The sequence below is a fragment of the Lysobacter sp. DMC104 genome (assembly GCF_056313665.1).
Window position 1 is genome coordinate 436,120 of sequence record NZ_JBQUZW010000001.1, and the last position, 22,918, is coordinate 459,037.

The window sequence follows — 22,918 nt, forward strand, 5'->3', positions numbered from 1 at the left end:
ACACCGGGGACACGGCCAGCAGGCCGAGCAGGATGATCGCGCCGCGCTTGAGCATGGAAGTCTTCATCGTGGATGGCTTAGTCATGCATCGTCACCCGATCCGGGACCGGCTTGGTCTTGTCGAGCTTCGTCCACACCGGCATGGTGAGGAAGAACAGGAAGTAGAGAACGGTGAGCAGGCGACCGATCTGGGTCTCGACCGGGTCGGTACCCGGGCCGGCGCCGATCTTGCCCAGCCACACGAAGCAGATCGCGAAGACCAGCAGCGCCACCTTGGACAGCATGCCGCGGTAACGGATCGACTTGACCTTGGCGCGGTCCAGCCACGGCACCAGGAACAGCATCACGATCGCGCCGAACATCACCAGCACGCCCCACAGCTTGATGCCGAAGAACGAGGGCACCACGCGCAGCATCGCGTAGTACGGGGTGAAGTACCACACCGGCTTGATGTGGGTTGGCGTCACGAGGCGGTTGGCCTCGACGAAGTTGTCGTGCTCCAGGAACCAGCCGCCGAAGGTCGGCGCGAAGAACGCGATGAAGGCCGCGATCATCAGGAAGAAACCGACGAAGAAGGTGTCCTTCACCGTGTAGTACGGATGGAACGGGATGCCGTCGGCCGGCGCGGTCGGCGACCAGCGGTTGCCCTTCGGGCCCTTCTTGATCTCGACGCCGTCCGGGTTGTTCGAGCCGACTTCATGCAGCGCGCCCAAGTGCAGCACGACCAGCAGCAGCAGCACCAGCGGCATCGCGATGACGTGCAGCGCGAAGAAGCGGTTCAGGGTGGCGTCGCTGGGCAGGTAGTCGCCCATGATCCACTCGGTCAGGCCCTGGCCGATGAAGGGGATCGCGCCGAACAGCGAGATGATCACCTTCGCGCCCCAGAACGACATCTGGCCCCACGGCAGCACGTAGCCCATGAACGCCTCGGCCATCAGCACGAGGTAGATGAGCATGCCGAGGATCCATACCAGCTCGCGCGGCTTCTTGTACGAGCCGTACATCAGGCCGCGGAACATGTGCAGGTAGACGACGATGAAGAACAGCGACGCACCGGTGCTGTGCATGTACCGGATGATGTTGCAGCCGTCGACGTCGCGCATGCAGTACTCGACCGAGGCGAAGGCTTCCGCCGCGCTCGGCTTGTACTGCATCGTCAGGAAGATGCCGGTGATGATCTGGTTGGCCAGGACCACCGTCGCCAGGATGCCGAAGATGTACCAGAGGTTGAAGTTCTTCGGCGCGTAGTACTCGGTCATGTGCTTGCGGTAGAAGGGCATGAAGCCCGGCGCACGCTCGGTGACCCAGTCCATCGCGCTGTTCGCGGTACGGATGATGATGTTCGACATGGATTACGCCCCTTCCTTCGGATCGACGCCGATCACGATGGTGTTGTCGTCGGCGTAGTGGTGCGGCGGCACCGGCAGGTTGCTCGGTGCGGGCACGCCGTCGAAGACGCGGCCGGCCATGTCGAAACGCGACTTGTGGCAGGGGCAGAAGTAGCCGCCCTTCCAGGCCGCGTCGAAGGGTTCGGGCCGGATTTCGGCCTTCATCTCCGGCGAGCAGCCCAGGTGGGTGCAGATGCCGACCAGCACGGAGATCTCCGGCTTGATCGAGCGAAACTCGTTGACCGCGTACTTCGGCTGCTGGTCCGCGTTCTCCGACTTCGGATCGCGCAGGCGGCCGTCGAGGCTGGGCAGGACGTCCAGGACCGCCTTGGACCGCTTGACGATCCAGATCGGCTGGCCGCGCCACTCGTAGACCAGCCGCTGCCCCTCCTGCAGGCCGCCGATGTCGGCGGTCACGGGGGCACCGGCGAGCTTGGCGCGCGCGCTGGGGTTCCAGGACTTGATGAACGGGACCGCGGCACCTGCGACGCCGACGGCGCCCACCACGGCGGTGGAAGCGGTCAGGAAGCGGCGACGCCCCGCATCGACCGGTTGCGCGCCGTCACCCCGAGGGTGATCCGACCCGCCTTCGACTTTTGTTGCCATCCGGCACTCCGCAAAAAACGTGGGCTACTTGGATTGCCGGCCCGCTTCCGTCTCCGGAGGTCGGTCGGCAAAGACGACAAAGTGTAACGGAACGCTGAATCGGGCGACAATCTTTGCCGCACCGGGGCACTCGGGACGGGCGGAACCTCGACCCGACGGACGGTCAGCCGCGGCCGCCGAGGACGCCGCGGTAGCGTTCGGCGAGGACCCGGACGCGCTCGACGTAGCGCTGGGTCTCGCTGTAAGGCGGCACGCCGCGGTACTTGTCGACCGCGCCCTCGCCCGCGTTGTAGCCGGCCGCGGCCAGCGACAGGTCCCCGTTGTAGCGCTTGAGCAGCCAGGCCAGGTACTGCACGCCGCCGCGGATGTTCTGGCCGGCATCGAAGGCGTTGCTGACCCCGAACCGCCGCGCCGTGGCCGGCATCAGCTGCATCAGCCCCTGCGCGCCCACCCGGGACATCGCGTTGGGGTTGTAGGACGACTCGGCGTGGATGATCGCCCGGACGACGGCCTCTTCGACGCCGTGGGCGGCGGCCGCGTCGCGGATCTCGGCGGCATAGGCCGCGGTGTTGAGCCGCAGGGTGCCGAAGTTCACGCCCGGCAGCGGCGCGCAGGCGTAGCAGGTCTCGAGGAAGCTGTAGCGGATGGTGCGCACCGACGTCGCCCCGGCCACGCCGCGCGGGGGCTTGCTGGTGTAGTTGCGCACGCCGTCCTTGATGTAGGAGTAGACCTGCCCATGCACCCGGCGGGTGGTGCTCGCCGCACGCGCCGGCGGCGGCGATGGCGGCAACGCGACGGCGACGGGCGCTGTGGCGAGCGGGGCCATGGCGGCAGGCGCGGAAGCCGCGGGAGCGGGCGGCGTCACCGTCACCGCAATCGGTGGCGGCGCGGTGCGCACGGCCGGAGAAGAAGAGGTGTAGCGCGAGATCACCGTGCAGCGCGCGCCCTTGATGCGCTTGCTGCCGTAGGTCGGCGTGCCGTCGGCACCCTCGCAGCGATAGACCGTCCCCGCGTGCGCGCAGGGCACGGCGGCGAGCAGCAGGCCAATCGCAATGGTGATCCGGGCACCTCGCATGGCCGACAGTCTGGCGGCACGAGGAAGGTTTGCCAAGTCCTTGATTGTCAAACGGCGACGCGCATCGCGACCAACGGCCGACGCCCTCCGGCGCATGGCAGAATACCCGCCACGCCCTTCCCTCCCTGCTGCCGGCCCGGACTCACCGCCGCGCCCCCGGACATGCCCATGACCGACATCCTCGCTCCCGGCGCCCTCGACGCCGCCCCGTCCGCGCCCGCCCCGCTGCCCGGCACCGCGCCGAAGAAGCTCTACATCCAGACCCACGGGTGCCAGATGAACGAGTACGACTCGGCCAAGATGGCCGAGGTGCTCGGCGCCGAGGAAGGCATGGTGCTGACGGAGAACGCCGAGGAAGCCGACGTGATCCTGCTCAATACCTGCTCGATCCGCGAAAAAGCGCAGGAGAAGGTGTTCAGCCAGCTCGGCCGCTGGCGCGGACTGAAGCGGGACCGGCCGGTCGTGATCGGTGTCGGCGGCTGCGTCGCCAGCCAGGAAGGCGAGGCGTTGCTCAAGCGTGCGCCGTTCGTGGACCTGGTGTTCGGCCCGCAGACCCTGCACCGCCTGCCCGACCTGCTCCGGGCCAAGCGCGAGACCGGCCGGCCGCAGGTCGACATCAGCTTCCCGGAGGTCGAGAAGTTCGATCGCCTGCCCGAACCCCGCGCCGAGGGCCCGACCGCCTTCGTCTCGATCATGGAGGGCTGCTCGAAGTACTGCTCGTTCTGCGTGGTGCCCTACACCCGCGGCGAGGAGATCAGCCGGCCGTTCGAGGACGTGCTGGTCGAGATCGCGCAGCTGGCCGCCCAGGGCGTGCGCGAGGTCACGCTGCTGGGCCAGAACGTCAACGCCTACCGCGGCCCGTATGGGGACGACGGCGAGGTCGCCGACCTCGGCCTGCTGATCCGCGCCGTGGCCGGGATCGAGGGCATCGGCCGCATCCGCTTCACCACTTCGCACCCGCTGGAGTTCTCGGACTCGCTGATCGAGGCCTACCGCGACGTGCCGCAGCTGGCGAACTTCCTGCACCTGCCGGTGCAGTCCGGCAGCGACCGCGTGCTGTCGGCGATGAAGCGCGGCTACACCGCGCTGGAGTTCAAGCAGAAGGTGCGCAAGCTGCGCGCGGTGCGCCCGGACATCTCGATCAGCTCGGACTTCATCGTCGGCTTCCCCGGCGAGACCGACGCCGACTTCGAGAAGACGATGAAGCTGATCGAGGACGTCGGCTTCGACCAGAGCTTTTCCTTCATCTACTCGCGCCGCCCTGGCACGCCCGCCGCGGACCTCGAGGACACCGTGGGCGACGACGAGAAGCACACGCGCCTGTCGCGCCTGCAGGCCGCGATCAACGACAACGCCAGGCGCATCGCGCAGGCGATGGTCGGCACCACGCAGACGGTGCTGGTCGAAGGCCCGTCGAAGAAGAACCCGAACGAACTGACCGGCCGCACCGAGAACATGCGCTTCGTGAACTTCCCGGCGCCGGCCGGCACGTCCCTGCTCGGCCGCTTCGTCGACGTCGTGATCACCGACGCGATGAGCAACTCGCTGCGCGGGCGGCTGGCCGGCTGAGCCGGCCGCGCCACACCGCCTCCGTGGTCAGCGGCGGACCACGTCGCAGCAGACGGCCGTGGTCTCGATCTGCTGGGTCTGGCCGCTGAAATTGCCGCCTTCGCAGGAGAAGCGGTAACCGCCGTAGATCGCGCCGCTGAGGGTGCCCGGCGGCGTGGCGCCATCCGCCAGTCCGACCCAGCGACAGCGTCCGCTCACCGGCGCGCTGTAGCGGAAAAGTGACTGGTTGAACGGGCAGACCGCGCTGACCCCGGTGTAGTTGCCGGTGGGCAACGAGAACACCTCGACCACGTTCGTGCACGACAGCGTGTAGCGCGGCGGCGTGGCGTAGTAGCCCACCACGTCCACGACCACGTCGGTGGCGGCGTACGAGAACAGCGACACGTCGGCGGCCTGCCCGGTGGTGCGCGGCACGATCACTTCGTTGCCGGCGATCGCGCCGGCAACGTAGTTCAGGCTGGACGCCAGCGGGCGCGTGGCGCCGTAGGGATACGCGGTGAGATAGCCGGCAAGGTCCGGCGCCACCACGGTGACGTTGACCACCACCCCGCCCGCGTCCGCGGGCACGCCGCAGTCGGTCGCGGCGCCGCCTTGCGCGAGCATGTCGGGACCGGACACCTTGATGTCGAGCACCCCGCCCTGCGCGATCCGCGTGCCGACGTTGCGGGTGTCGACCAGCCGGCACGGCGGCAGTGCGTTGTAGGCCGCGTAGGCGGCGAGCGCCTTTCCGGGGACGGCGACCTTGCCGCGCGCCGGACCATCGATCACCTGCCCGTCGACGATGGCCAGCATCGTCTCGAAGCGATCCGCCGCCAGCGCCGCCTGCAACTGCGGCATCGCCAGCCGCGCGACGCTGGCGCGCATGCCGCGCTTCCACGCCCCCGCCGATGCGCCATGGCGACGCGCGGCTTCGGGCGCCCACCGATCGAGCACCAGGCCGACCATCGCCCGCTGTGCGCGCGGCGCATCGGCAGCATGCGGCTGCGCCGCGATCGCGGCCCGGGGGACGGGCTCGACGGCGACGGCGACCGCGTCCGCGGTCGTGGCGTAACCGCGATACCCCGCGTACGTCGCGGCCGACGCCAGCAGCGCCAGCGCCGCGCCCCCGATCGCACGCCGCGACGGACGCGCGCGCATGCTCAGGCCCCCGGCACGCGGCAGCAGGCACCGCGCGCGATGAAGGTGACGGTCGAGGTGCCGCGGTTGTTGCCGTCGCAGACGTAGGGACTGCTGGCGGTCGGGCCGAAGTTGGAGAAGTAGAGGCCGTTGATGGACGGGTAGACGCTGGAGACGCAGCCGCCGCCGGTGGCGCTGTAGCCCGCGGGACAGGCCGGCGCGATCGCCCGCGCGGTGGCGTTCGGGGCGACGGTCGCCTGCGCGCTGTTCACCTCCACGCACTGCAGCGGCTCGGCGGCCGGCGGCGTGAAATAGCCGGACACGTCGACGACCACGTGCGATGCGGCATAGGAGTAGATGCGGAACGACGGCGTGGTGTACGGCGCGACGTCGTCGACCACCTGCCGCGCAATGATCTCGTTGCCGACGATGTCGCCGGCCTTGTAGTTCAGGCTCGACGCCAGCGGACGCGAGAAGCCGTCGTTGGGATAGACGGTGAGGTAGCCGGCGGCGCCGGGATCGACCACGGTGATGTTGAGGGTCAGCGCCGAGGCGCCGGCCGGGATGTTGCAGAACGAACCGCCCTGGTCGCCGGTGAAGTTGTTGGTGAAGCCGAACGCACGGACTTCGCCCGCGGCCAGCGGCCTCGCGATGCTGCGGGTGTCGAGGATGCGGCAGGGCGTGATCATGGTGTACAGCAGGTTGCGCACCACGGCCACGTCGGCCTTCGCGGGCACGCCCTTCGCCGACGCCATCGCCGGCACGGGTTTCGCGGCGCCTGCCGCCGGCACGCGCGCGGTGCCGGACAGCGTCGCCATCGCCGCGTCGAAGGTCTCCGCCTTCGCCGCGGCCTGCATCGCCTCCAGCGAGGCCCGGGCGAAGGTGGTGCGCATCGACGCGGCCCAGCGCTGCGGCGGCGTGCCGTAGGTCTTCTGCACGTGACCAGACCAGCGCAACACCAGCGCGTAGGCGGCTTCGCCGCGCGGCGTCACCGGGCGATAGCCGGCGGTGCCGGCGCCGGAAGCGGTGCCGGCCGATGCCAGGGCGGCGATGGCGAGCAGCACCGTCAGGCGGAAGGATGCAGTCATGGTGCGGGACTCCTGCGGGGTCGGGCGGATCACCCGGGACAATCGCCCGGCTCCCCGGCCGTCGCGACGCGGCGCATTCTAGCCGCGCCCGGGTCCGCTCAGTACAGCGGCACCCCGCTGTCGTAGGCGTCGACGAACGCCGCCCAGTCCAGCGCCACCTGGTCGGCGTAGGCGAAGGCGAAGTTCGCGATCTCGGTCTTCAGGCCGCTCTTGCTGGTGATCGCGTCGCTGACCTGCTTGTCGATGCTGTAGCTCACGACCGCTGCGTCGTAATCCTGGTCGGCGAGTGCGTGTGCCGAGGCCAGCGCCTGCCCGAAGTACGTCGCCGCGGTGTCGAGCTTCCCGGCGCTGTCGAACGCGGCCGCGTCGACGTCCTGCTGGTACGGCGATTTCTCGTGCACCCAGTACGGCAGCCCGGCGACGGTGGTCCAGCCGATCAGCACGTCGGCGTTCGCCACCTGCGCCTTGGCCGTGCGCGCGACGCGCTGGCCTTCGTGCCCGCCGTACGCGGAGGACGGCAGGTTGCCGGGGACGGTCTGCGCCACGGCGCTGGCGGCTTCCTGCTTGAATTCCAGGATCACGTCGTCCGAGGTCGACGTCGACGCGCCCTCGACCAGCACGTAGTAGCGCAGCCGGCCGAGGCTGCCCACGCCGGAGCCCAGCTTCTGGCGCACGTCCTTCACGGTGTAGAAGGCGGCGGCGTAGCGCTTCGACGTCGCGATCGAATTGACGTAACCGGTCATCGCGCCGACGAGCGCGCTGCGCGTGGTCGCCGGGACGGCGACGAGGTCGGCGGTGGTCAGGAACGTGCGCGTGCTGCCGGACACCTGCGTGTATTTCGCGAGCAGCGACGCCCGCGTCTTCGCGTCGGCCGCGGCGATCAGGTCGTCGATCACGCCGGTGGTCGTGCTTTTCGTCAGCCGGAACGACGCCTCGGCGCTGCTGCCCTTGAAGTCGGCCATCTTGTCGGCGTACGCACCGACCAGCGCGCCGATCGCGGTGCGGAGGTCGGCATCGGCCACGCCATTCGCGCGGCCCGCCAGTACCAGGCTGGTCGCGAGCCGGCGCAGGTCCCACGTGTACTGGCCGAGATAGCCTTCATCGAAGTCGGACACGCGGAACACGGCGGTGCCGCTGCTGTCGCGGGTGGCATCGAAATTGCCGAGGTGCGCGTCGCCGCCGATCCACGTCTGCCCGGTCTGCGCCGTCGCGTAGGCCGAGGCCGGCCAGGTCGCCATGTCGCGCTGGAACAGGTGCGCGGTGCCGCGATAGAACGTGTACGGATCGAGCGCCATCTTCGCGAGCTTGGTGTCCAGCTCGCCGGCGGCGGTGGCCGCGTAGGGGTGGTTCCAGGTGCGGATCTCCGACACGACCCAGGTCGGGCGCGGGGTCGCGGCCGAGGCCGGCGGAACGGCGGCGGCGATGACGAGGACCGCCGCGGCCAGCGAGGGGAGGAAACGCTCGAACGATTTGCGCATGGGACACCCTGTCCACGAAACGATCCGCGATTGCAGCAGGGCCGCATGTCAGCGACGTGTCACGGCCGGCGGCGACCCACGCCCGTGTGAAGCGCGACTTCACACAAGCCCCACGCGGTTCCCGCGCGGCACCGCGAGACTGCCCGCCGTCCCCGCCGCAGGAGCCCGCATGGCCGCCACCCCCGAACGCGATGTCGACCTGGTCGTCGTCGGCGCGAGTTTCGCCGGCGCCGCCTGCGCGCTCGCCGCCGCGCAGTACGGCCTGCGCGTGTGCGTGCTGGAGCGCAAGCGCGATCCCGGGCTGAAGCTGCACACCACCGGGATCATCGTGAAGGAAGCCGCCGAGCGCACGTGGCTGAACCGCGCGCCGTCGCATCTCGTGCAGCGGATCGAGCGCGTGCGCCTGTACGCGCCGAACCTGCGCAACGTCGCGCTGCAGGTGCCGGACTACTACTTCCTCACCACCGACACCCCGAACCTCATGCGCTGGCTGGTCGACGAGATGCGCACGCAGCACATCGACGTGCGCTTGGCGCAGTCGTTCACGCATGCCTCGCCATCGACCGATCCCGCACGCGGGCGCTGGCACCTGCCGGGCATCGGCCACGCGCGCTGGCTGGTCGGCGCCGACGGGGCGAAATCACGGGTGGCGCAACGCTTCGGGCTCGGCCACGTGCGCGACTTCCTCTACGGCGTGGAGTACGAATTCGCCGGCCACACGCTGGCCGAACCCGACGCCCTGCACTGCTTCGTCAGTCGCACGCTGGCGCCGGGCTACATCGGCTGGGCCGCGCAGAATCCCACCGGCGTGCAGCTCGGCCTCGCGTTCCGGCATCGCAGCGGCCGCACCGGCACGCCGGACATCGAGACGCTGCGCGCCCGCGTCGGCCGCGACCTCGGGCTGCCGGACGACCTCGCGCCGAGCGCGATCCGCGCCGGGCTGATTCCCTGCGGCGGGCCGGTCGCACCGCTGGCGATGCCGGGCGTGATCCTCACCGGCGACGCGGCGGGCATCGTCTCGCCGGTCACCGCCGGCGGCATCCATTCCGCGTGGCAGCACGGCTGGGCCACCGGCGAAGCGATCGCGCGCCATCTGCGCGAGGGCGGACCCGCACCCGAGCGCGTGGCCGAGCGCGCGGCGCCGCGCTACCGCATGAAGCGTACGCTGCGCTGGGCGTTCGACCACCTGCAGATGGACTGGCCGTTCGACCTGATGCTGGGTGCCGCGCCGATGCGCTGGGCCGCGGAACGCGTCTACTTCGGCCGCCGGGAGGTCGCATGAGGATGCCCGCCGTCGTCTCGCGCCTGCCGCTGCGCGTGCGCAACGGGATCGCGCTGCTGTTCGCGCTGGGGGTGACCCACGTCGCACTGTCGCTGCAGGCGCTGCCGGTGGTCGGTGTGCTCGCGATCGCGCACCTGTTCTTCCCGCCGATGGGCGTGTACGGCCTGTGGGAACTGGCGGTGGCAACGCCGCTGTTCGCACTGATCGTCTACGGCAGCGGCGCGACGTTCACCGGCCTGCTGTGGTCGACGGCACGAGCGCGGGCTGCACGCCTGCCCCGACCGCTGCGCTGGACGCTGGCCGCCAGTCTCTCGCTGTGGGCGCTGGTCGGCGCCGGCGAAGGCATCCGACTGGCGCTGATGGAAACGCAGCTGACGGACAGCACACCGGCCTGCCACGAGACCTGGTCGCTGATGGCCTCGCTGCGGCAGCGCTACGACCTCGGATTCGACGAATTCGACGGCGGCCGCCACCCGCACGCCTGGCGCGTGCGCGGCGACACGGTGTCGCTGTGGAGCTACCGCACGCTGCGCTTCGAGTCGGCACCGACGTGGTCCGGTGCGGAGGAGGCGATCACGCAATGCCGCAGCGGCATCGCGCGGCCATGAGAGCCGCGCGGGTTCAGCGCAGGTCGAAACGGTCCCCGTCGAGCATCGCCGGGAAACGCTCGCGATGCGCGGCGAGCTCGGCCGCCTGCAGCGTCGTGGTGATGACCAGCGGCTCCTCGCCGCATTCGCTGACCGGATGGCCGAGGAAGTCGATCACCGCGCTGTCGCCGCTGTAGTGCAGGCCGTTGCCATCGGTGCCGACGCGGTTGAGGCCGGCGACGTAGCACAGGTTCTCGATCGCCCGCGCACGCAGCAGCGTCTTCCACGGGTACGCCCGCGCAGACGGCCAGTTGGCGACGTACAGCAACAGGTCGTAGTCGAGCGCGCCGGCACGTTCGGTGTCGAAACGGTTGCGCGAGAACACCGGGAAACGCAGGTCGTAGCAGACCAGCGGACAGATGCGCCAGCCGCGCCAGTCGACGGTGAGGCGTTCGCGACCGGCGGCGTAGCGCTCGTGCTCGCGGCCGTAGCGGAACAGGTGGCGCTTGTCGTAGTGATGCAGCGCACCGTCGGGCGTCGCGAACAGCAGCCGGTTGAACACTTGTGGACCGCTGGCGCCATCGCCGACGCGCAGCTGCACGCTGCCGCAGATCGCCGCATCGAGCGCCTGCGCCTGTTCGCGCAACCACGCGACGGTCGGGCCGTCCATGGTTTCGGCCTGCGCGATGGCATCGTTCGAGAAGCCGCTGGTGAAGGTTTCCGGCAGCACAACCAGATCGGTCTGGCCGCGCAGGCCGCCGATCAATTCGGCGTAGTAATCGCGATTGGCCGCGGGATCGTGCCAGCGGGTGTCGCCCTGGACGAGGCTGATGCGCAGATCGTCCATGTCAGAGCCTCCCGAGGCGTTCGATCGCCGCGTCCAGCGTGGCCTCGTTCTTCGCGAAGCACAGTCGCGCCAGGCGCTGCCCGGCCGGCGGCGTCTCGTAGAACGGCGACAGCGGGATCGCGGTGACCCCCTTCTCGATCGTCAGCCAGCGGCAGAATTCGAGGTCGTCGAGATCACTCACCGCCGAATAGTCGACCAGCTGGAAATAGCCGCCCGGCACCGGCAGCGGCTTGAGCTTGGTGCCCAGCAGCTGATCGCGGAAGCGGTCGCGCTTGGCCTGGTAGAACGCGCCGAGCTGTTCGTAGTGCTCGGGCTCGGCATCGATCATCGCGGCGAACGCGTGCTGCGCCGGGTGGAAGGTGCAGAACACATTGTACTGGTGCACCTTGCGGAACTCGGCGCTCAGCGCCGGCGGCGCGATGCAGTAGCCGACCTTCCAGCCGGTGCAGTGGTAGGTCTTGCCGAAGCTGGAGATGACGAACGCACGTTCGCGCAGCTCCGGATAGCGCAGCGCGGATTCGTGGCGCGCGCCGTCGAACACGATGTGCTCGTAGACCTCGTCCGACAACAGCCAGATGCCGGTGTCGCGCAGCAGGTCGGCGACCGCGCGCATGTCGGCCTCGCCCAGCATCGCGCCGGACGGGTTGTGCGGGCTGTTGATCATCAGCATGCGCGTCTTCGGCGTGATCGCCGCGCGCACGCGGTCCCAGTCTGGCGCGAAGGTCTGCGGATCCAGCGGGATGTGCACGGCGCGCGCGCCGGCAAGGTCGATCGCCGGTTCGTAGCAGTCGTAGCAGGGGTCGAGCACGATGACTTCCTCGCCCGCGCGCACCACGGCGTGGATGGCATTGAAGATCGCCTCGGTGGCGCCGCTGGTGACCGTGATCTCGCTGTTCTCGTCGGGACGCACGCCATACAGGCGCGCGGTCTTGTCGGCGATCGCGCGACGCAGCGCGGGGATGCCGGTCATCATCGAGTACTGGTTGTGGCCGGCGCGCATGGCCTTGTCGAGTTCGTCGACCAGCCGCGACGGCACCGGGAAATCCGGGAAGCCCTGGCCCAGGTTGATCGCGCCGTGTTCGACGGCGAGCTGCGACATCACGGTGAAGATGGTGGTGCCCACGCGGGGCAGCTTGGTCTGGGGCATGCTCGGTTCCGGAAGCGTGCGCGGGAAGCGTCGGCGCCACGCGCCATAGCATTTCCCGCCGATGGGCGCCAGAGTTTACGGGCAGCCGCCCCCGGGTTACACCTTGCAGCATGCAAGCGTCCCACGTGTCCCCCGGCGAAGGCCGCATTGCCGGTCTCGTCCACGCCTATCTCGCCGCCGAATACCGCTGGGAATGCGACGGCGAATGGCTCGACCTGCGCATCGGTGCGCCCGCACCGGCGGTGCAGGCGCGTTATCCGGCGGCGCGCACCGCCGGGCTGCTGTCGGCGTGGAACCCGCACTCGGTCGTGCGCCCGGACGCCGAGAACCGCGCCGAGGACGAACGCCTCCGGGCCGACCTCGTCGCCAGCGGCCATGTCTACCGGCCGGCGTTCTCCTCCTCCGCGAACCGCACCTGGCGCGAACCGAGCTGGCTGGTGATCGACATGCCGGTGGGCGCGTTCGACGCCCTGTCTCGGCGTTTCGGCCAGTTGGGGACCTTGTACTGGCGCACCGACGCGCCGGTGCGGATGCGGATCGACGCCCCGGCGCCGCCGTCGCTGGCCGGGCATCCGCACCTGGACTGGCTGCGAAGCTGAACGCCCGGTCAGGGGCCTGAACGACGGCCCGCGCGGCCGGCGGAATCCGAGCGGGAACTCGAACGGGTGCCACCTACCCTGTCGCCTCCTCCGATCGACCTCGTGAATCGCCGTGTCCGCGAACGTCTCCGGCTGTCCCGCGTCCTGCCCCTCCCTGCTGCCCGATCGTCTGCTCCAGGCCGATTACCGGTGGGAGCTGGACGGCCGCTGGCGCGCGCTCCGCGTCGGTCGCCCGGCGGAAGAACTCGAGGCCGCCTTCCCCGACGCCCGCGGCTTCGGCCTGCTGTCGGCCGCCCGCCCCGGTTACACCACCACCGCCGGGCCGGCGGATGCCGAAGCCGACCAAGCGTTGCAGCACGCCCTCGACCGACTGGGCCTGCGCTACCGGCCGGCCTGCGCCGCGGCCGGCAATCGCACCTGGAAGGCCTATGGCTGGCTGGTGGTGGACCCCGAACCGCCGGCCTTCGACGCCCTGACCCGCACTTTCGGCCAGTTCGGCAGCCTGCTGTGGGAACGCGGACAACCCGTGCGCCTGCGCCTGCGCGGCGCTCGCCCGGCGACCGACGCGCACCCCGACATCGACTGGGTGGATCCGGCGGGACGGGCAATCGCGGCGGGCAATCCGTAGAATCGCGAACCCGGGCTGGCCCTCAGCCTCTTCCGGCCAGCCTGCCCCCGCGATGACCGATCCCGCCTCGACGCCCCCCTTGCTCGCCGCCCACGGGCTGCGTTTCTCGCGCAACGACACGCCGGTCTTCGGCCCGGTCGATCTGGCGGTGGACGCCGGTGAAGCGCTGCTGATCCGCGGGGACAACGGCGCCGGCAAGACCACGCTGCTGCGCGTGCTGGCCGGCCTGTTGCGGCCGGAATCGGGCCGGATCGAGATCGACGGCCGCGCCACCGACACCCCCGAACGCACCCGCGCCCTCGCCTACCTCGGCCACCTGCCTGCGCTGAAGGCCGACCTCGGCGCGCTGGAGAACCTGACCTTCCTGTGCGGCCTGCACGGCCACCGCGGCAGCCAGACGCCGGACTCGGCAATGCGCATCGTCGGCCTGGACGGCTACCAGGACGCGCTGGCCCGGCAGCTCTCCGCCGGCCAGAAGAAGCGCCTGTCGCTGGCGCGGATGTGGCTGTCGCCGGCACCGGTGTGGCTGCTGGACGAGCCCTACGCCAACCTCGACCTCGACGGCATCCAGCTGGTGAACCGGATGGTGCAGGCGCACCTGCGCGAGGGCGGCGCGGCGCTGGTCACCACTCACGGCGCCTACGCCGCACCGCCGGTGCGGACCCGCGAACTCGTGCTGGAGCGGGCGGCATGAACGACACCGCACGCCCCGTCCGCATGACCATCGACGGCCACCCGCCGTCGATGCTCGGCGCCGCCCGCGCGCTGCTCGCCCGCGACCTGCACCTGCTGTGGCGCCGCCGCGGCGATGCCTTCCAGCCGGCCCTGTTCGCCCTCATGGTGGTGGTGCTGTTCGCGCTGGCGCTGGGCAACGAGCCCCGGCTCCAGGCTCAGGTCGCCGCCGGCGTGCTGTGGGTCGCGGCGCTGCTGGCCGGCCTGCTGGCGCTGGACACGCTGTTCCGCGGCGACGCCGAGGACGGCTCGCTGGAGCAGTGGATGCTGGCGCCGGTGCCGCTGGCCTGGCTGGTCGCCGTGCGCACTGCGATGCACTGGTTCACCACCGCCCTGCCCCTGCTGCTGGCGACGCCGTTCCTGGCCGAGCTGCTGCACCTGCCGCACGCGCAGTTGCCGGTGCTGCTGGCGGGGCTGGCGCTGGGCACGCCGCTGCTGAGCCTGATCGGCGCCGTGATCGCCGCACTCACCGTCGGCATGCGCCGGTCCGGTATCCTTGTCGGACTGCTCGCCCTGCCGCTGTACGTGCCGGTGCTGGTGTTCGGCGCCGGCAGCGTCGCGGCCAGCGCGCAGGGGCTGGATCCGGTCGGTGCGCTGCTGCTGCTGGGCGCGGGGCTGGCGGTCGCCGCGATCGCCGCGCCGCTGACCGCGGCTGCCGCGATCCGGATCTCGGCCAGCTGAATGCCATCGGCACCCGCTTCGGCTTGAGGCGGGTCAAGGCCGGTCCCGTCCCGGGCATGGACAATCCGCGGCGGTCGGCGTCTTCAGTTCCCCCTAATCTTGCGATGCCACCGTCCGCGTTTCCCCCGACCGCCCAGGACCGACTCCCTGGCATGAACCCCCTGGCATGAATCCACTCGTCCGCTGGTTCCACCAACTCGGCTCACCGCCCTACTTCGACCGTTTCGCCGCGCGCTGGGCGCCGTGGAGCTTCGGCGCCGGCGCGCTGGTCATGGCGATCGGCATGGCTTGGGCGCTCAACCTGTTGTCGGCGCTGCCCGGCGTGGGCGCGTGGTTCTTCGTGCCGTCCGACTACCAGCAGGGCGACAGCTTCCGCATCCTCTACATCCACGTGCCGGCGGCGTGGATGAGCATGTTCATCTTCGCGCTGATGGCGTTCTACGCCGCGATCGGCCTGGTCTGGCGGATCAAACTGTGCGAGATCCTGTCGATGGCCTGCGCGCCGATCGGCGCCGCGTTCACCGTCATCACGCTCGCCACCGGTTCGATCTGGGGCAAGCCGATGTGGGGCACCTGGTGGGAATGGGACCCGCGGCTGACCAGCGAACTGATCCTGCTGTTCCTCTACCTCGGCGTGATCGGCCTGTACCAGGCCATCGACGACCGCCGCAACGCCGCGCGCGCTGCCGGGCTGCTGGCGATCGTCGGCGTCGCCCTGCTGCCGGTGATCCGCTACTCGGTGGAGTGGTGGAACTCGCTGCACCAGGGCCAGACGATCCGCATGTTCGGCAAGTCCAGCATGGACGCCAGCATGCTGCCGCCGCTGATCGCGATGGTGATCGGCACCAAGTTCTGGTTCCTCGGCTCGCTGCTGCTGCGCGCCCGCGCCGACAACCTCGACCGCGAGGCCGGCAAGGACTGGGTGCGCGAACGCGCCGACGCCGCGGAGGCCGCGCCATGACCTACTTCGGCTACGTCGCCGCCGCCTACGTGCTCTTCGCCGTCGTGCTGCTGTGGGACCTGCTCGCGCCGCTGGCGCGCATCCGCCGCACCCTGCGCCGCGTGCGCCTGCGCCACCGTCGCGCCGCCGCCAAGGCCGCCCCCCTTCCCACGGAACTGCAACGATGAATCCTTCGCGCAAACGCCGGCTCTGGCTGGTGCTGGCGGTCCTGGCCGCGGCCGGTGCCGCGGTCACGCTCGTCACCCTGGCGCTGCAGCGCAACGTGGCCTACCTCTACACGCCGCGCGAAGTGATCAACGGCGACGCCGGCGCGAAGGTCGTCGCGGGCGACGCCGTGTTCCGCCTCGGCGGCATGGTCGCCGCCGGCTCGTTCCAGCGCGCGCAGGGCTCGATGGAAGCGCACTTCAAGGTGACCGACGGCGACGCCGAACTGCCGGTCGTCTACACCGGCATCCTGCCCGACCTGTTCCGCGAGAAGCAGGCCGTGGTCGCCACCGGTCGCATGCGCGGCCAGGTCTTCGTGGCCGAGCAGGTGCTGGCGAAGCACGACGAAACCTACGTGCCGAAGGAAGTGGCCGACAAGATGGGCATGGCGCACAAGAAGCACAACGTGCCCGCCGCGCCCGCACCGGCACAGCCCTGACCGCGCATGCACCTGCTTCCCGAGTTCGGACAGATCGCGCTGATCCTGGCGATGCTCGTCGCCCTGCTTCAGGCCGTGCTGCCGCCATTGGGCGCGCATCGCGGCGTGGTGGCGTGGATGGCGATCGCGCGGCCCGCGGCGCTCGTGCAGCTGATGCTGGTCGGCACCGCGTTCCTGATCCTCGTCCACGCCTTCCTCGTGCAGGATTTCTCGGTGCGCTACGTCGCCGAGAACTCCAACTCGCTGCTGCCGGTGATGTACCGCTTCTCCGCGGTCTGGGGCGCGCACGAGGGTTCGCAGCTGCTGTGGGCGTTGATCCTCGCGGTGTGGACCGCGGCGGTGGCGCTGCTGTCACGGCAGTTGCCCGAGGCAGTGGTCGCCCGCGTGCTCGGCGCGATGGGTGCGATCAGCACCGGCTTCCTCGCCTTCCTGCTGTTCACCAGCAACCCGTTCGCGCGCCTGCTGCCGATGGCCGAGGAAGGTCGCGACCTCAACCCGTTGCTGCAGGACCCGGGCCTGATCATCCATCCGCCGATGCTCTACATGGGCTACGTCGGCTTCGCGGTGCCGTTCGCGTTCGCGATCGCGGCGCTGCTGGATCGCGAATCCTCCGGCCCCGAGGCCATCGCCAGCTGGCTGCGCTGGACGCGTCCGTGGACCAACGTCGCCTGGGGCTTCCTCACCCTCGGCATCGCGCTGGGCAGCTGGTGGGCGTATTACGAACTCGGCTGGGGCGGCTGGTGGTTCTGGGACCCGGTCGAGAACGCCAGCTTCATGCCGTGGCTGGCCGGCGCCGCGCTGCTGCACTCGCAGGCGACGACCGAGAAACGCGGCAGCTTCCGCAGCTGGACGCTGCTGCTGGCGATCGCGGCGTTCGCGCTGTCGCTGCTGGGCACGTTCCTGGTGCGCTCGGGCGTGCTGACCAGCGTGCACGCGTTCGCCGCCGACCCGGGCCGCGGCGTGTTCATCCTGGTGTTCCTGGCCTGCGTGGTCGGCGGCTCGCTGCTGCTGTACGCGCTGCGCGCCCCGGAGATCGACGGCGGCAAGCCGTTCGCCGCCGGCTCGCGCGAGACGCTGCTGCTCATCAACAACCTGCTGCTGACGGCGTCCGCGGCGATGGTGTTCGTCGGCACGCTGTTCCCGCTGCTGCTGGACGCGATCGGCAGCGATGCCAAGCTCTCGGTCGGCCCGCCCTACTTCTCGCTGCTGTTCATCGTGCTGATGACGCCGGTGGTGGCGCTGCTGCCGCTGGGCCCGCTGGTGCGCTGGCAGCGCGACCAGCTGTCGCGACCGCTGAAACTGCTGCTGCCATGGCTGGCACTGGCGCTGGTGGCGGGCGTGATCGCGTATGTCCAGGCGCCACAGGGTCCGCTGAAGACCGCCGCCGGCGTGGCCGGCGCGCTGTGGATCGCGCTGGGCACCGCGCGTTTCGCATGGCTGCGCGTGCGCGAGGCCGGTGGGCGCTTCACGCCGGAGATGGTCGGCATGCTGCTGGCGCACACCGGCATCGCGGTGTTCCTGGTCGGCGCGCTGCTGGTCGAAGCGCAGTTGCAACAGCGCGAGGTCGCGCTGCGCCCGGGGCAGACGCTGACCATCGGCCGCGACACGTTCCGCTTCGACGGCGTGCGTGAGGCGCCGGGCCCGAACTACCGCGCCAGCATCGGCACCGTGCAGGTGCTGCGCGACGATCGTCTCGTGGAAGTGATCCACCCGGAGAAGCGCCAGTACCTCGGCGGCCAGGTGATGACCGAGGCCGCGATCCTGCCCGGCGTGACGCGCGATCTGTTCGTCGCCCTCGGCGAGCCGCTCGGCGGCGGCGCCTGGGCGGTGCGCGTGCACGTCAAACCGTTCGTGCGCTGGATCTGGATCGGCGCGCTGATGATGGCGCTGGGCGGCTTCGTGACCGCCACCGACCGCCGGTTCCGCAAGCGTGCGGCTGCGGCCGACACGCCCTCCACCGCTGCCTGATGGACCCGTGCCGATGAAACGCTGGCTTCCCTTCATCGCCTTCCTGCTGGTCGCCGCATTGCTGGCCGCCGGCGTGTGGCTCAGCCGCGATCCCGATCGCGACGCGCTGCCGTCCGCGCTGCTGAACAAGCCGGCGCCCGACTTCGCGCTGCCGGTGCTGCACGAACCGACCCGCGTCGTCACCGCGAAGGACCTGCGCGGCCAGCCCTACGTGCTGAACGTCTGGGGCAGCTGGTGCGTGGAATGCCAGGTCGAGCATCCGGTCGTCACCCGCTTCGCCGAAACCAAGCGCGTGCGCGTGATCGGTTTCAACTGGAAGGACGAGCGCGCCGACGCGCTGGCGTGGCTGGAGAAGTTCAACAACCCGTACTGGGTGGTGCTGAGCGACGAGGTCGGCCAGACCGCGATCGACTTCGGCGTGTACGGCGCGCCGGAGACCTTCCTCGTCGACGGCCAGGGCATCGTGCGCTGGAAGCACGTCGGCCCGCTGACCGACGACATCGTCCGCACCGAGCTGCTGCCGGCGCTCGCCGCCACGGAGCGCAAGTGAAGGCCGCCTTCCGCCTGCTGCTGTGCGCGCTGCTGCTGTCGCTGGCCGGCATCGCCGCCGCGCAGAAGGTCGCCGATCCCGCGCCGCTGCAGTTCCGCAACGCCGCCGAGGCCGAGCGCTTCCACGACCTCGTGGTCGAGCTGCGCTGCGTGATGTGCCAGAACCAGTCGCTGGCCGATTCCAACGCCCAGATCGCCGTCGACCTGCGCCGCGAAGTGCTCACGCTGATGCGCGAGGGCCGCGACGACGAGGCGATCCGCGACTACCTCGTCGACCGCTACGGCGAATTCGTGCTGTACCGCCCGCGGGTGTCGCCGACCACCTGGCTGCTGTGGTTCGGGCCGCTGCTGTTCGTGCTGGTCGGCGGCGTCGTGATCTGGCGGCTGCTGCGCCGCGCGCCCGCAACCGCGACGCCGGTGCCCGCCGACGACGCCCAGGAGTGGTGATGTCCGCCTCCACGTCCGCCATCGTGTTCGCCCTCGTCGCGACCACCGCCACCCTCGCGGTGTTCGCCCTCGTGCTGCGCCCGCTGTGGCAGCAACGCCCGCGTTCCGCTGCGCTGCTGACGCTCGGCCTCGTGCTGCTCGCCGGCGGCCTGTACCGCGTCGAAGGCACGCCGCTCGCGCTCGACGCGGCGATGGTCGCGCGCCCGACCACGCTGGCGCAGGCGATCGCGCAGCTGGAAGGCAGCCGCGACCGGTTCCCCGACCAGGAAGGCTGGGTGATGCTCGCCGGTGCGTACGCGCAGGCGGGTCGCTTCGCCGAGGCGCGCGACACCTGGGCCGAAGTGCTCAAGCGCGCGCCGGACCAGCCCGATTACCTCGCTGCCGCCGCGGAAGCGCGCGCGCAGGCCGACGCCACCCGCCGCTTCGACGCGCAGGCGGTCGGCTACCTCGAACAGGCGCTGAAACTCGACGCGAACCACCAGCGCGCGCGCTTCTTCCTCGGCATCGCGCTGCGCCAGCAAGGCAAGCCCGCCGAGGCCGCGCGCCTGTGGGAACCGCTGCTCGCCGCGCTCGGCGACGGCAACGGCGCGACCCTGCGCGCGGAAGTCGACGCCGCGCGTCGCGACGCCGGCCTGCCGCCGCTGCCGGCGCCGAAGCCGGCCGAAGCCGGCGCGCATGCACTGACCGTGACCATCGCGCTCGATCCCGCGTTCGCCGAGCGCGTGCGCCTGCGCGGCGACGCCACCGTGTTCGTGATCGCGCGCCAGCCCGACGGCCCGCCGATGCCGATCGCGGTCGAGAAGCACACCGTGTCGGAGTTGCCGCTGAAGGTCGTGCTCGACGACGGCGATGGCCCGATGCCGATGGCGAAGCTCTCGACCGTGGGCGAAGTCGAAGTGATCGCCCGCCTTTCGGAAAGCGGCTCGCCGATGCGCCAGCCCGGCGACATCGAATCGAAGCCCGTGCGCACGACGCTGCCGGCGAAGGGACCGATCGACCTCGTCCTCGGCGGCGAGTGACCGGCGACAGGCCGCGATGACGACGGCGCGCGCCCCGGCCCCCTGGTGGCGACGGCGGCTGCCGATCCCGTTCGCTGTCCTGTGCCTCGTCGGCTTCGCATTGCCGTGGGCAAGCGCGCTCTGGCCAACGCCGGTCGGCTTCGCCGGCTGGGTGATCGACCTTGCCGCGCACTGGCAGTGGGCCTGCGCCGCGGTCTGGATCGGCCTGTGCCTGTCGTCGGCGCGACGTCGACGTCCGTGGCTGGCGGCCCTGCCGCTGGCGCTGCTGCCGCTGTGGACGGCGAGTCCGTCGCTGCCCGCCGCGCGCGATGCCGCCGCGCCACCGACGCTGGTGCTCGCCAGCGCGAACGTGCACGCCGGCAATCCCGATCCCGCACCGCTCGCGGCGTGGCTGCGCGCGCAGCCGGCCGATGTCGTGGTGCTGGTCGAACTCACGCCGGCCTACGCCCACGGCCTGCAACACGCCCTCGCCGACGGCTACCCGCACCACGCGTTCTTCGCGGCGGACTCGCCGTTCGGCATCGGCCTGCTCTCGCACCTGCCGCTGCGCGACGTCACGCGCAACGACAGTGAGGACGGCATCCCGTCGCTGGCCGCGACCATCGACACCACGCAGGGCCCGGTGCGCGTGATCGCCGCGCATCCGATGCCGCCGCTGGCGCCGCACTGGCAGCAGGCGCGCGACGACCTGCTGCGCACGCTCGCGCGCGAAGCACGGGGCCACCCGACCGTGGTCGCCGGCGACCTCAACGCCACGCCGTGGTCGCGCGCACTGGCTGACGCCGCCAGCCTCGGGCTGCGCCGCGCCACGGGCCTTGCACCCACGTGGCCGTCGGCGCATGTCGGTATTCCGATCGATCATGTCCTCGCCGGTCCGGGCTGGCGCCACGGCGAAACCGCGCGCGGCCCCGACATCGGCTCGGATCACCGGCCGATCCGCGCCATCCTGTTTCTCGACGACCGCGCCCGGTGACGGCCGACGGGCGGGAAAAGCGGCGGGGCATCGCGTAAGCTGCCGGGCGCCCTTCCCGCCCTGCCGCCTGGATTCCACGGATGACCGAATTCATTCCCCCCGGTACCCGCTTCGTCGACCTGCCGTCGCCGTTCCCGATGAAGCGCGGCGGCGCGCTGCAGGGCGCGCGCATGGCCTACGAGACCTGGGGCACGCTGGACGCCAAGGCAGGCAACGCGATCCTGATCCTCACCGGCCTGTCGCCCGACGCGCACGCCGCCAGCCACGGCGACAATCCCGAACCCGGCTGGTGGGAACCCATGGTCGGCCCGGGCAAGCCGATCGACACCGACCGCTGGTTCGTGGTCTGCGTGAACTCGCTGGGCAGCTGCAAGGGCTCGACCGGCCCGGCGTCGATCGACCCGGCCACCGGCGCGCCATATCGCCTGTCGTTCCCCGAACTGTCGGTGGAAGACGGCGCCGACGCCGCGGCGCACGTGGTCCGCGCGCTGGGCATCGCGCGGCTGGCCTGCGTAATCGGCAACTCGATGGGCGGCATGGTCGCGCTGTCGCTGCTGCAGCGGCACCCGGGCATCGCCCACGCGCACGTGAACATCTCCGGCGCCGCGCGCGCGCTGCCGTTCTCGATCGCGATCCGCTCGTTGCAACGCGAATCGATCCGCCTCGATCCGCAGTGGAACGACGGCGAGTACGACGACGACGTCTACCCGGAATCCGGCATGCGCCTCGCGCGCAAGCTCGGCGTGATCACCTATCGTTCCGCGCTGGAATGGGACGGCCGCTTCGGCCGCGTGCGCCTGGATTCGATGCGCCGCGACGACGATCCGTTCGGGCTGGAATTCGAGGTCGAAAGCTATCTCGAGGGCCACGCGCGCCGCTTCATCCGCCGCTTCGACCCGAACTGCTACCTCTACCTCAGCCGGTCGATGGACTGGTTCGACGTCGGCGAATCCTGCCAGGGCACCTGCGAGCAGGGGCTTTCGAAACTGCGCGTCGATCGCGCGCTGGCGATCGGCGTCTACACCGACATCCTGTTCCCGATCCAGCAGCAGCAGGAGATCGCCGACGGCCTGCTCGCCGGCGGCGCCGACGCCCGCTGCCTCGCCCTGCCCTCGCCGCAGGGCCACGACGCCTTCCTCGTCGATTTCGCGCGCTTCGGGCCTGCGGTGCGGGAGTTCCTCGCGTCGCTGTAGGGCGGGCGCGGACCCGCCATCGCGGTCGTCATGCGAGCGCGATCCTTCGTTTGCCGCGCCGTATTCAGTTGTCATCCCGAGCGCAGGCGAGGGATCGTTCGTGGCACATCGTCCCCGCGCGCAATCAGACCCATCACACCACCCCGCGATCGTAGACCCGGAGGGCGGCGGACAGGAGGTCCGCCGTTTTTCGACGAGGCAGGACGCCTCGTCGAAAAATCCCGGTCACGTCTCCGACGGCAGATTTGAAGTGGCCCTGAGTGTTTCTTTGGTGACTTTCTTTGCGCCAAAGAAAGTCACCCGTGCGCCAGCGCGGAAAAGGATTGCGCGCATTCACCGCAA

General features: G+C 70.6%; 24 protein-coding genes. 16 read left to right on the top strand and 8 right to left on the bottom strand.

All coding sequences use genetic code 11. The features are described from left to right. Nucleotides 1–77: 77 nt before the first annotated feature. The 3 genes from ACT53R_RS02050 to ACT53R_RS02060 all read right to left on the bottom strand — a co-directional run bounded on the left by ACT53R_RS02050 (nucleotide 78) and on the right by ACT53R_RS02060 (nucleotide 3,069). Entirely contained in the window at nucleotides 78–1,349 is a 1,272-nt protein-coding gene (locus ACT53R_RS02050) for a cytochrome b (protein ID WP_476170162.1), read from the bottom strand. A gap of 3 nt (nucleotides 1,350–1,352) precedes the next feature. Beyond that, nucleotides 1,353–1,994: a ubiquinol-cytochrome c reductase iron-sulfur subunit gene (gene petA, locus ACT53R_RS02055; RefSeq protein WP_476170163.1), complete on the bottom strand. Its 642-nt coding sequence runs from the start codon at nucleotides 1,992–1,994 to the stop codon at nucleotides 1,353–1,355. A 163-nt stretch (nucleotides 1,995–2,157) separates the two neighbouring features. Next, nucleotides 2,158–3,069, bottom strand: coding sequence for a transglycosylase SLT domain-containing protein (locus ACT53R_RS02060; RefSeq protein WP_476170164.1), 912 nt, complete (start codon nucleotides 3,067–3,069; stop codon nucleotides 2,158–2,160). Between the two features lie 162 nt (nucleotides 3,070–3,231). On the opposite strand from ACT53R_RS02060, the gene miaB reads away from it, so the two are divergent. Continuing rightward, nucleotides 3,232–4,638, top strand: coding sequence for a tRNA (N6-isopentenyl adenosine(37)-C2)-methylthiotransferase MiaB (gene miaB, locus ACT53R_RS02065; RefSeq protein WP_476170165.1), 1,407 nt, complete (start codon nucleotides 3,232–3,234; stop codon nucleotides 4,636–4,638). A gap of 27 nt (nucleotides 4,639–4,665) precedes the next feature. On the opposite strand, the gene ACT53R_RS02070 is transcribed toward miaB, so the two are convergent. From ACT53R_RS02070 to ACT53R_RS02080, 3 genes are all read right to left on the bottom strand, one after another. Continuing rightward, nucleotides 4,666–5,775: a hypothetical protein gene (locus ACT53R_RS02070; protein ID WP_476170166.1), complete on the bottom strand. Its 1,110-nt coding sequence runs from the start codon at nucleotides 5,773–5,775 to the stop codon at nucleotides 4,666–4,668. A gap of 2 nt (nucleotides 5,776–5,777) precedes the next feature. Next, nucleotides 5,778–6,842, bottom strand: coding sequence for a hypothetical protein (locus ACT53R_RS02075; protein ID WP_476170167.1), 1,065 nt, complete (start codon nucleotides 6,840–6,842; stop codon nucleotides 5,778–5,780). Between the two features lie 98 nt (nucleotides 6,843–6,940). Next, entirely contained in the window at nucleotides 6,941–8,320 is a 1,380-nt protein-coding gene (locus ACT53R_RS02080; RefSeq protein WP_476170168.1) for a DUF2252 domain-containing protein, read from the bottom strand. A gap of 169 nt (nucleotides 8,321–8,489) precedes the next feature. Between ACT53R_RS02080 and ACT53R_RS02085 the strand changes: the two genes are divergently transcribed. Next, complete coding sequence (locus ACT53R_RS02085) at nucleotides 8,490–9,602, top strand: NAD(P)/FAD-dependent oxidoreductase (RefSeq protein WP_476170169.1); 1,113 nt, start codon at nucleotides 8,490–8,492, stop codon at nucleotides 9,600–9,602. After that, nucleotides 9,599–10,210 (top strand): hypothetical protein, encoded by a 612-nt coding sequence (locus ACT53R_RS02090; RefSeq protein WP_476170170.1) that lies wholly within the window; start codon nucleotides 9,599–9,601, stop codon nucleotides 10,208–10,210. The genes ACT53R_RS02085 and ACT53R_RS02090 overlap by 4 nt, the downstream gene beginning before the upstream one ends. A gap of 13 nt (nucleotides 10,211–10,223) precedes the next feature. On the opposite strand, the gene ACT53R_RS02095 is transcribed toward ACT53R_RS02090, so the two are convergent. Beyond that, entirely contained in the window at nucleotides 10,224–11,036 is an 813-nt protein-coding gene (locus ACT53R_RS02095; RefSeq protein WP_476170171.1) for an amidohydrolase, read from the bottom strand. Nucleotide 11,037: 1 nt separating this feature from the next. Continuing rightward, a complete protein-coding gene (locus ACT53R_RS02100; protein ID WP_476170172.1) occupies nucleotides 11,038–12,183 on the bottom strand; it encodes a pyridoxal phosphate-dependent aminotransferase in 1,146 nt (381 codons plus the stop codon). A gap of 110 nt (nucleotides 12,184–12,293) precedes the next feature. Here ACT53R_RS02100 and ACT53R_RS02105 point away from each other — a divergent pair, with 110 nt between their 5' ends. The 13 genes from ACT53R_RS02105 (at nucleotide 12,294) to metX (ending at nucleotide 22,576) form a co-directional block, all read left to right on the top strand. Next, the gene (locus tag ACT53R_RS02105) at nucleotides 12,294–12,782 is read left to right on the top strand and encodes a DUF3293 domain-containing protein (RefSeq protein ID WP_476170173.1); all 489 of its coding nucleotides are present in this window, start codon (nucleotides 12,294–12,296) and stop codon (nucleotides 12,780–12,782) included. A gap of 112 nt (nucleotides 12,783–12,894) precedes the next feature. Continuing rightward, nucleotides 12,895–13,410: a DUF3293 domain-containing protein gene (locus ACT53R_RS02110; RefSeq protein WP_476170174.1), complete on the top strand. Its 516-nt coding sequence runs from the start codon at nucleotides 12,895–12,897 to the stop codon at nucleotides 13,408–13,410. Between the two features lie 52 nt (nucleotides 13,411–13,462). Further along, complete coding sequence (gene ccmA, locus ACT53R_RS02115) at nucleotides 13,463–14,104, top strand: heme ABC exporter ATP-binding protein CcmA (protein WP_476170175.1); 642 nt, start codon at nucleotides 13,463–13,465, stop codon at nucleotides 14,102–14,104. A gap of 23 nt (nucleotides 14,105–14,127) precedes the next feature. Next, a complete protein-coding gene (ccmB, locus tag ACT53R_RS02120; RefSeq protein ID WP_476170316.1) occupies nucleotides 14,128–14,823 on the top strand; it encodes a heme exporter protein CcmB in 696 nt (231 codons plus the stop codon). Nucleotides 14,824–14,989: 166 nt separating this feature from the next. Further along, nucleotides 14,990–15,784, top strand: coding sequence for a heme ABC transporter permease (locus ACT53R_RS02125; RefSeq protein WP_476170176.1), 795 nt, complete (start codon nucleotides 14,990–14,992; stop codon nucleotides 15,782–15,784). Continuing rightward, complete coding sequence (gene ccmD / locus ACT53R_RS02130; RefSeq protein ID WP_476170177.1) at nucleotides 15,781–15,951, top strand: heme exporter protein CcmD; 171 nt, start codon at nucleotides 15,781–15,783, stop codon at nucleotides 15,949–15,951. Before ACT53R_RS02125 ends, ccmD begins: the two co-directional genes overlap by 4 nt. Then, nucleotides 15,948–16,427 (top strand): cytochrome c maturation protein CcmE, encoded by a 480-nt coding sequence (gene ccmE, locus ACT53R_RS02135; protein WP_476170178.1) that lies wholly within the window; start codon nucleotides 15,948–15,950, stop codon nucleotides 16,425–16,427. Before ccmD ends, ccmE begins: the two co-directional genes overlap by 4 nt. A gap of 12 nt (nucleotides 16,428–16,439) precedes the next feature. Next, on the top strand, nucleotides 16,440–18,395 hold the full coding sequence (locus tag ACT53R_RS02140) for a heme lyase CcmF/NrfE family subunit (protein WP_476170317.1): 1,956 nt from the start codon (nucleotides 16,440–16,442) through the stop codon (nucleotides 18,393–18,395). 13 nt (nucleotides 18,396–18,408) lie between these two features. After that, nucleotides 18,409–18,945 (top strand): DsbE family thiol:disulfide interchange protein, encoded by a 537-nt coding sequence (locus ACT53R_RS02145; protein WP_476170179.1) that lies wholly within the window; start codon nucleotides 18,409–18,411, stop codon nucleotides 18,943–18,945. Further along, nucleotides 18,942–19,391, top strand: a complete 450-nt coding sequence (locus tag ACT53R_RS02150) for a cytochrome c-type biogenesis protein (RefSeq protein ID WP_476170180.1) — start codon at nucleotides 18,942–18,944, stop codon at nucleotides 19,389–19,391. The genes ACT53R_RS02145 and ACT53R_RS02150 overlap by 4 nt, the downstream gene beginning before the upstream one ends. Beyond that, nucleotides 19,391–20,410, top strand: a complete 1,020-nt coding sequence (locus tag ACT53R_RS02155; protein WP_476170181.1) for a tetratricopeptide repeat protein — start codon at nucleotides 19,391–19,393, stop codon at nucleotides 20,408–20,410. The genes ACT53R_RS02150 and ACT53R_RS02155 overlap by 1 nt, the downstream gene beginning before the upstream one ends. Nucleotides 20,411–20,426: 16 nt before the next feature. Beyond that, nucleotides 20,427–21,383 (top strand): endonuclease/exonuclease/phosphatase family protein, encoded by a 957-nt coding sequence (locus ACT53R_RS02160; RefSeq protein WP_476170182.1) that lies wholly within the window; start codon nucleotides 20,427–20,429, stop codon nucleotides 21,381–21,383. 80 nt (nucleotides 21,384–21,463) lie between these two features. Next, nucleotides 21,464–22,576: a homoserine O-acetyltransferase MetX gene (metX, locus tag ACT53R_RS02165; protein WP_476170183.1), complete on the top strand. Its 1,113-nt coding sequence runs from the start codon at nucleotides 21,464–21,466 to the stop codon at nucleotides 22,574–22,576. Nucleotides 22,577–22,918 lie beyond the last annotated feature (342 nt).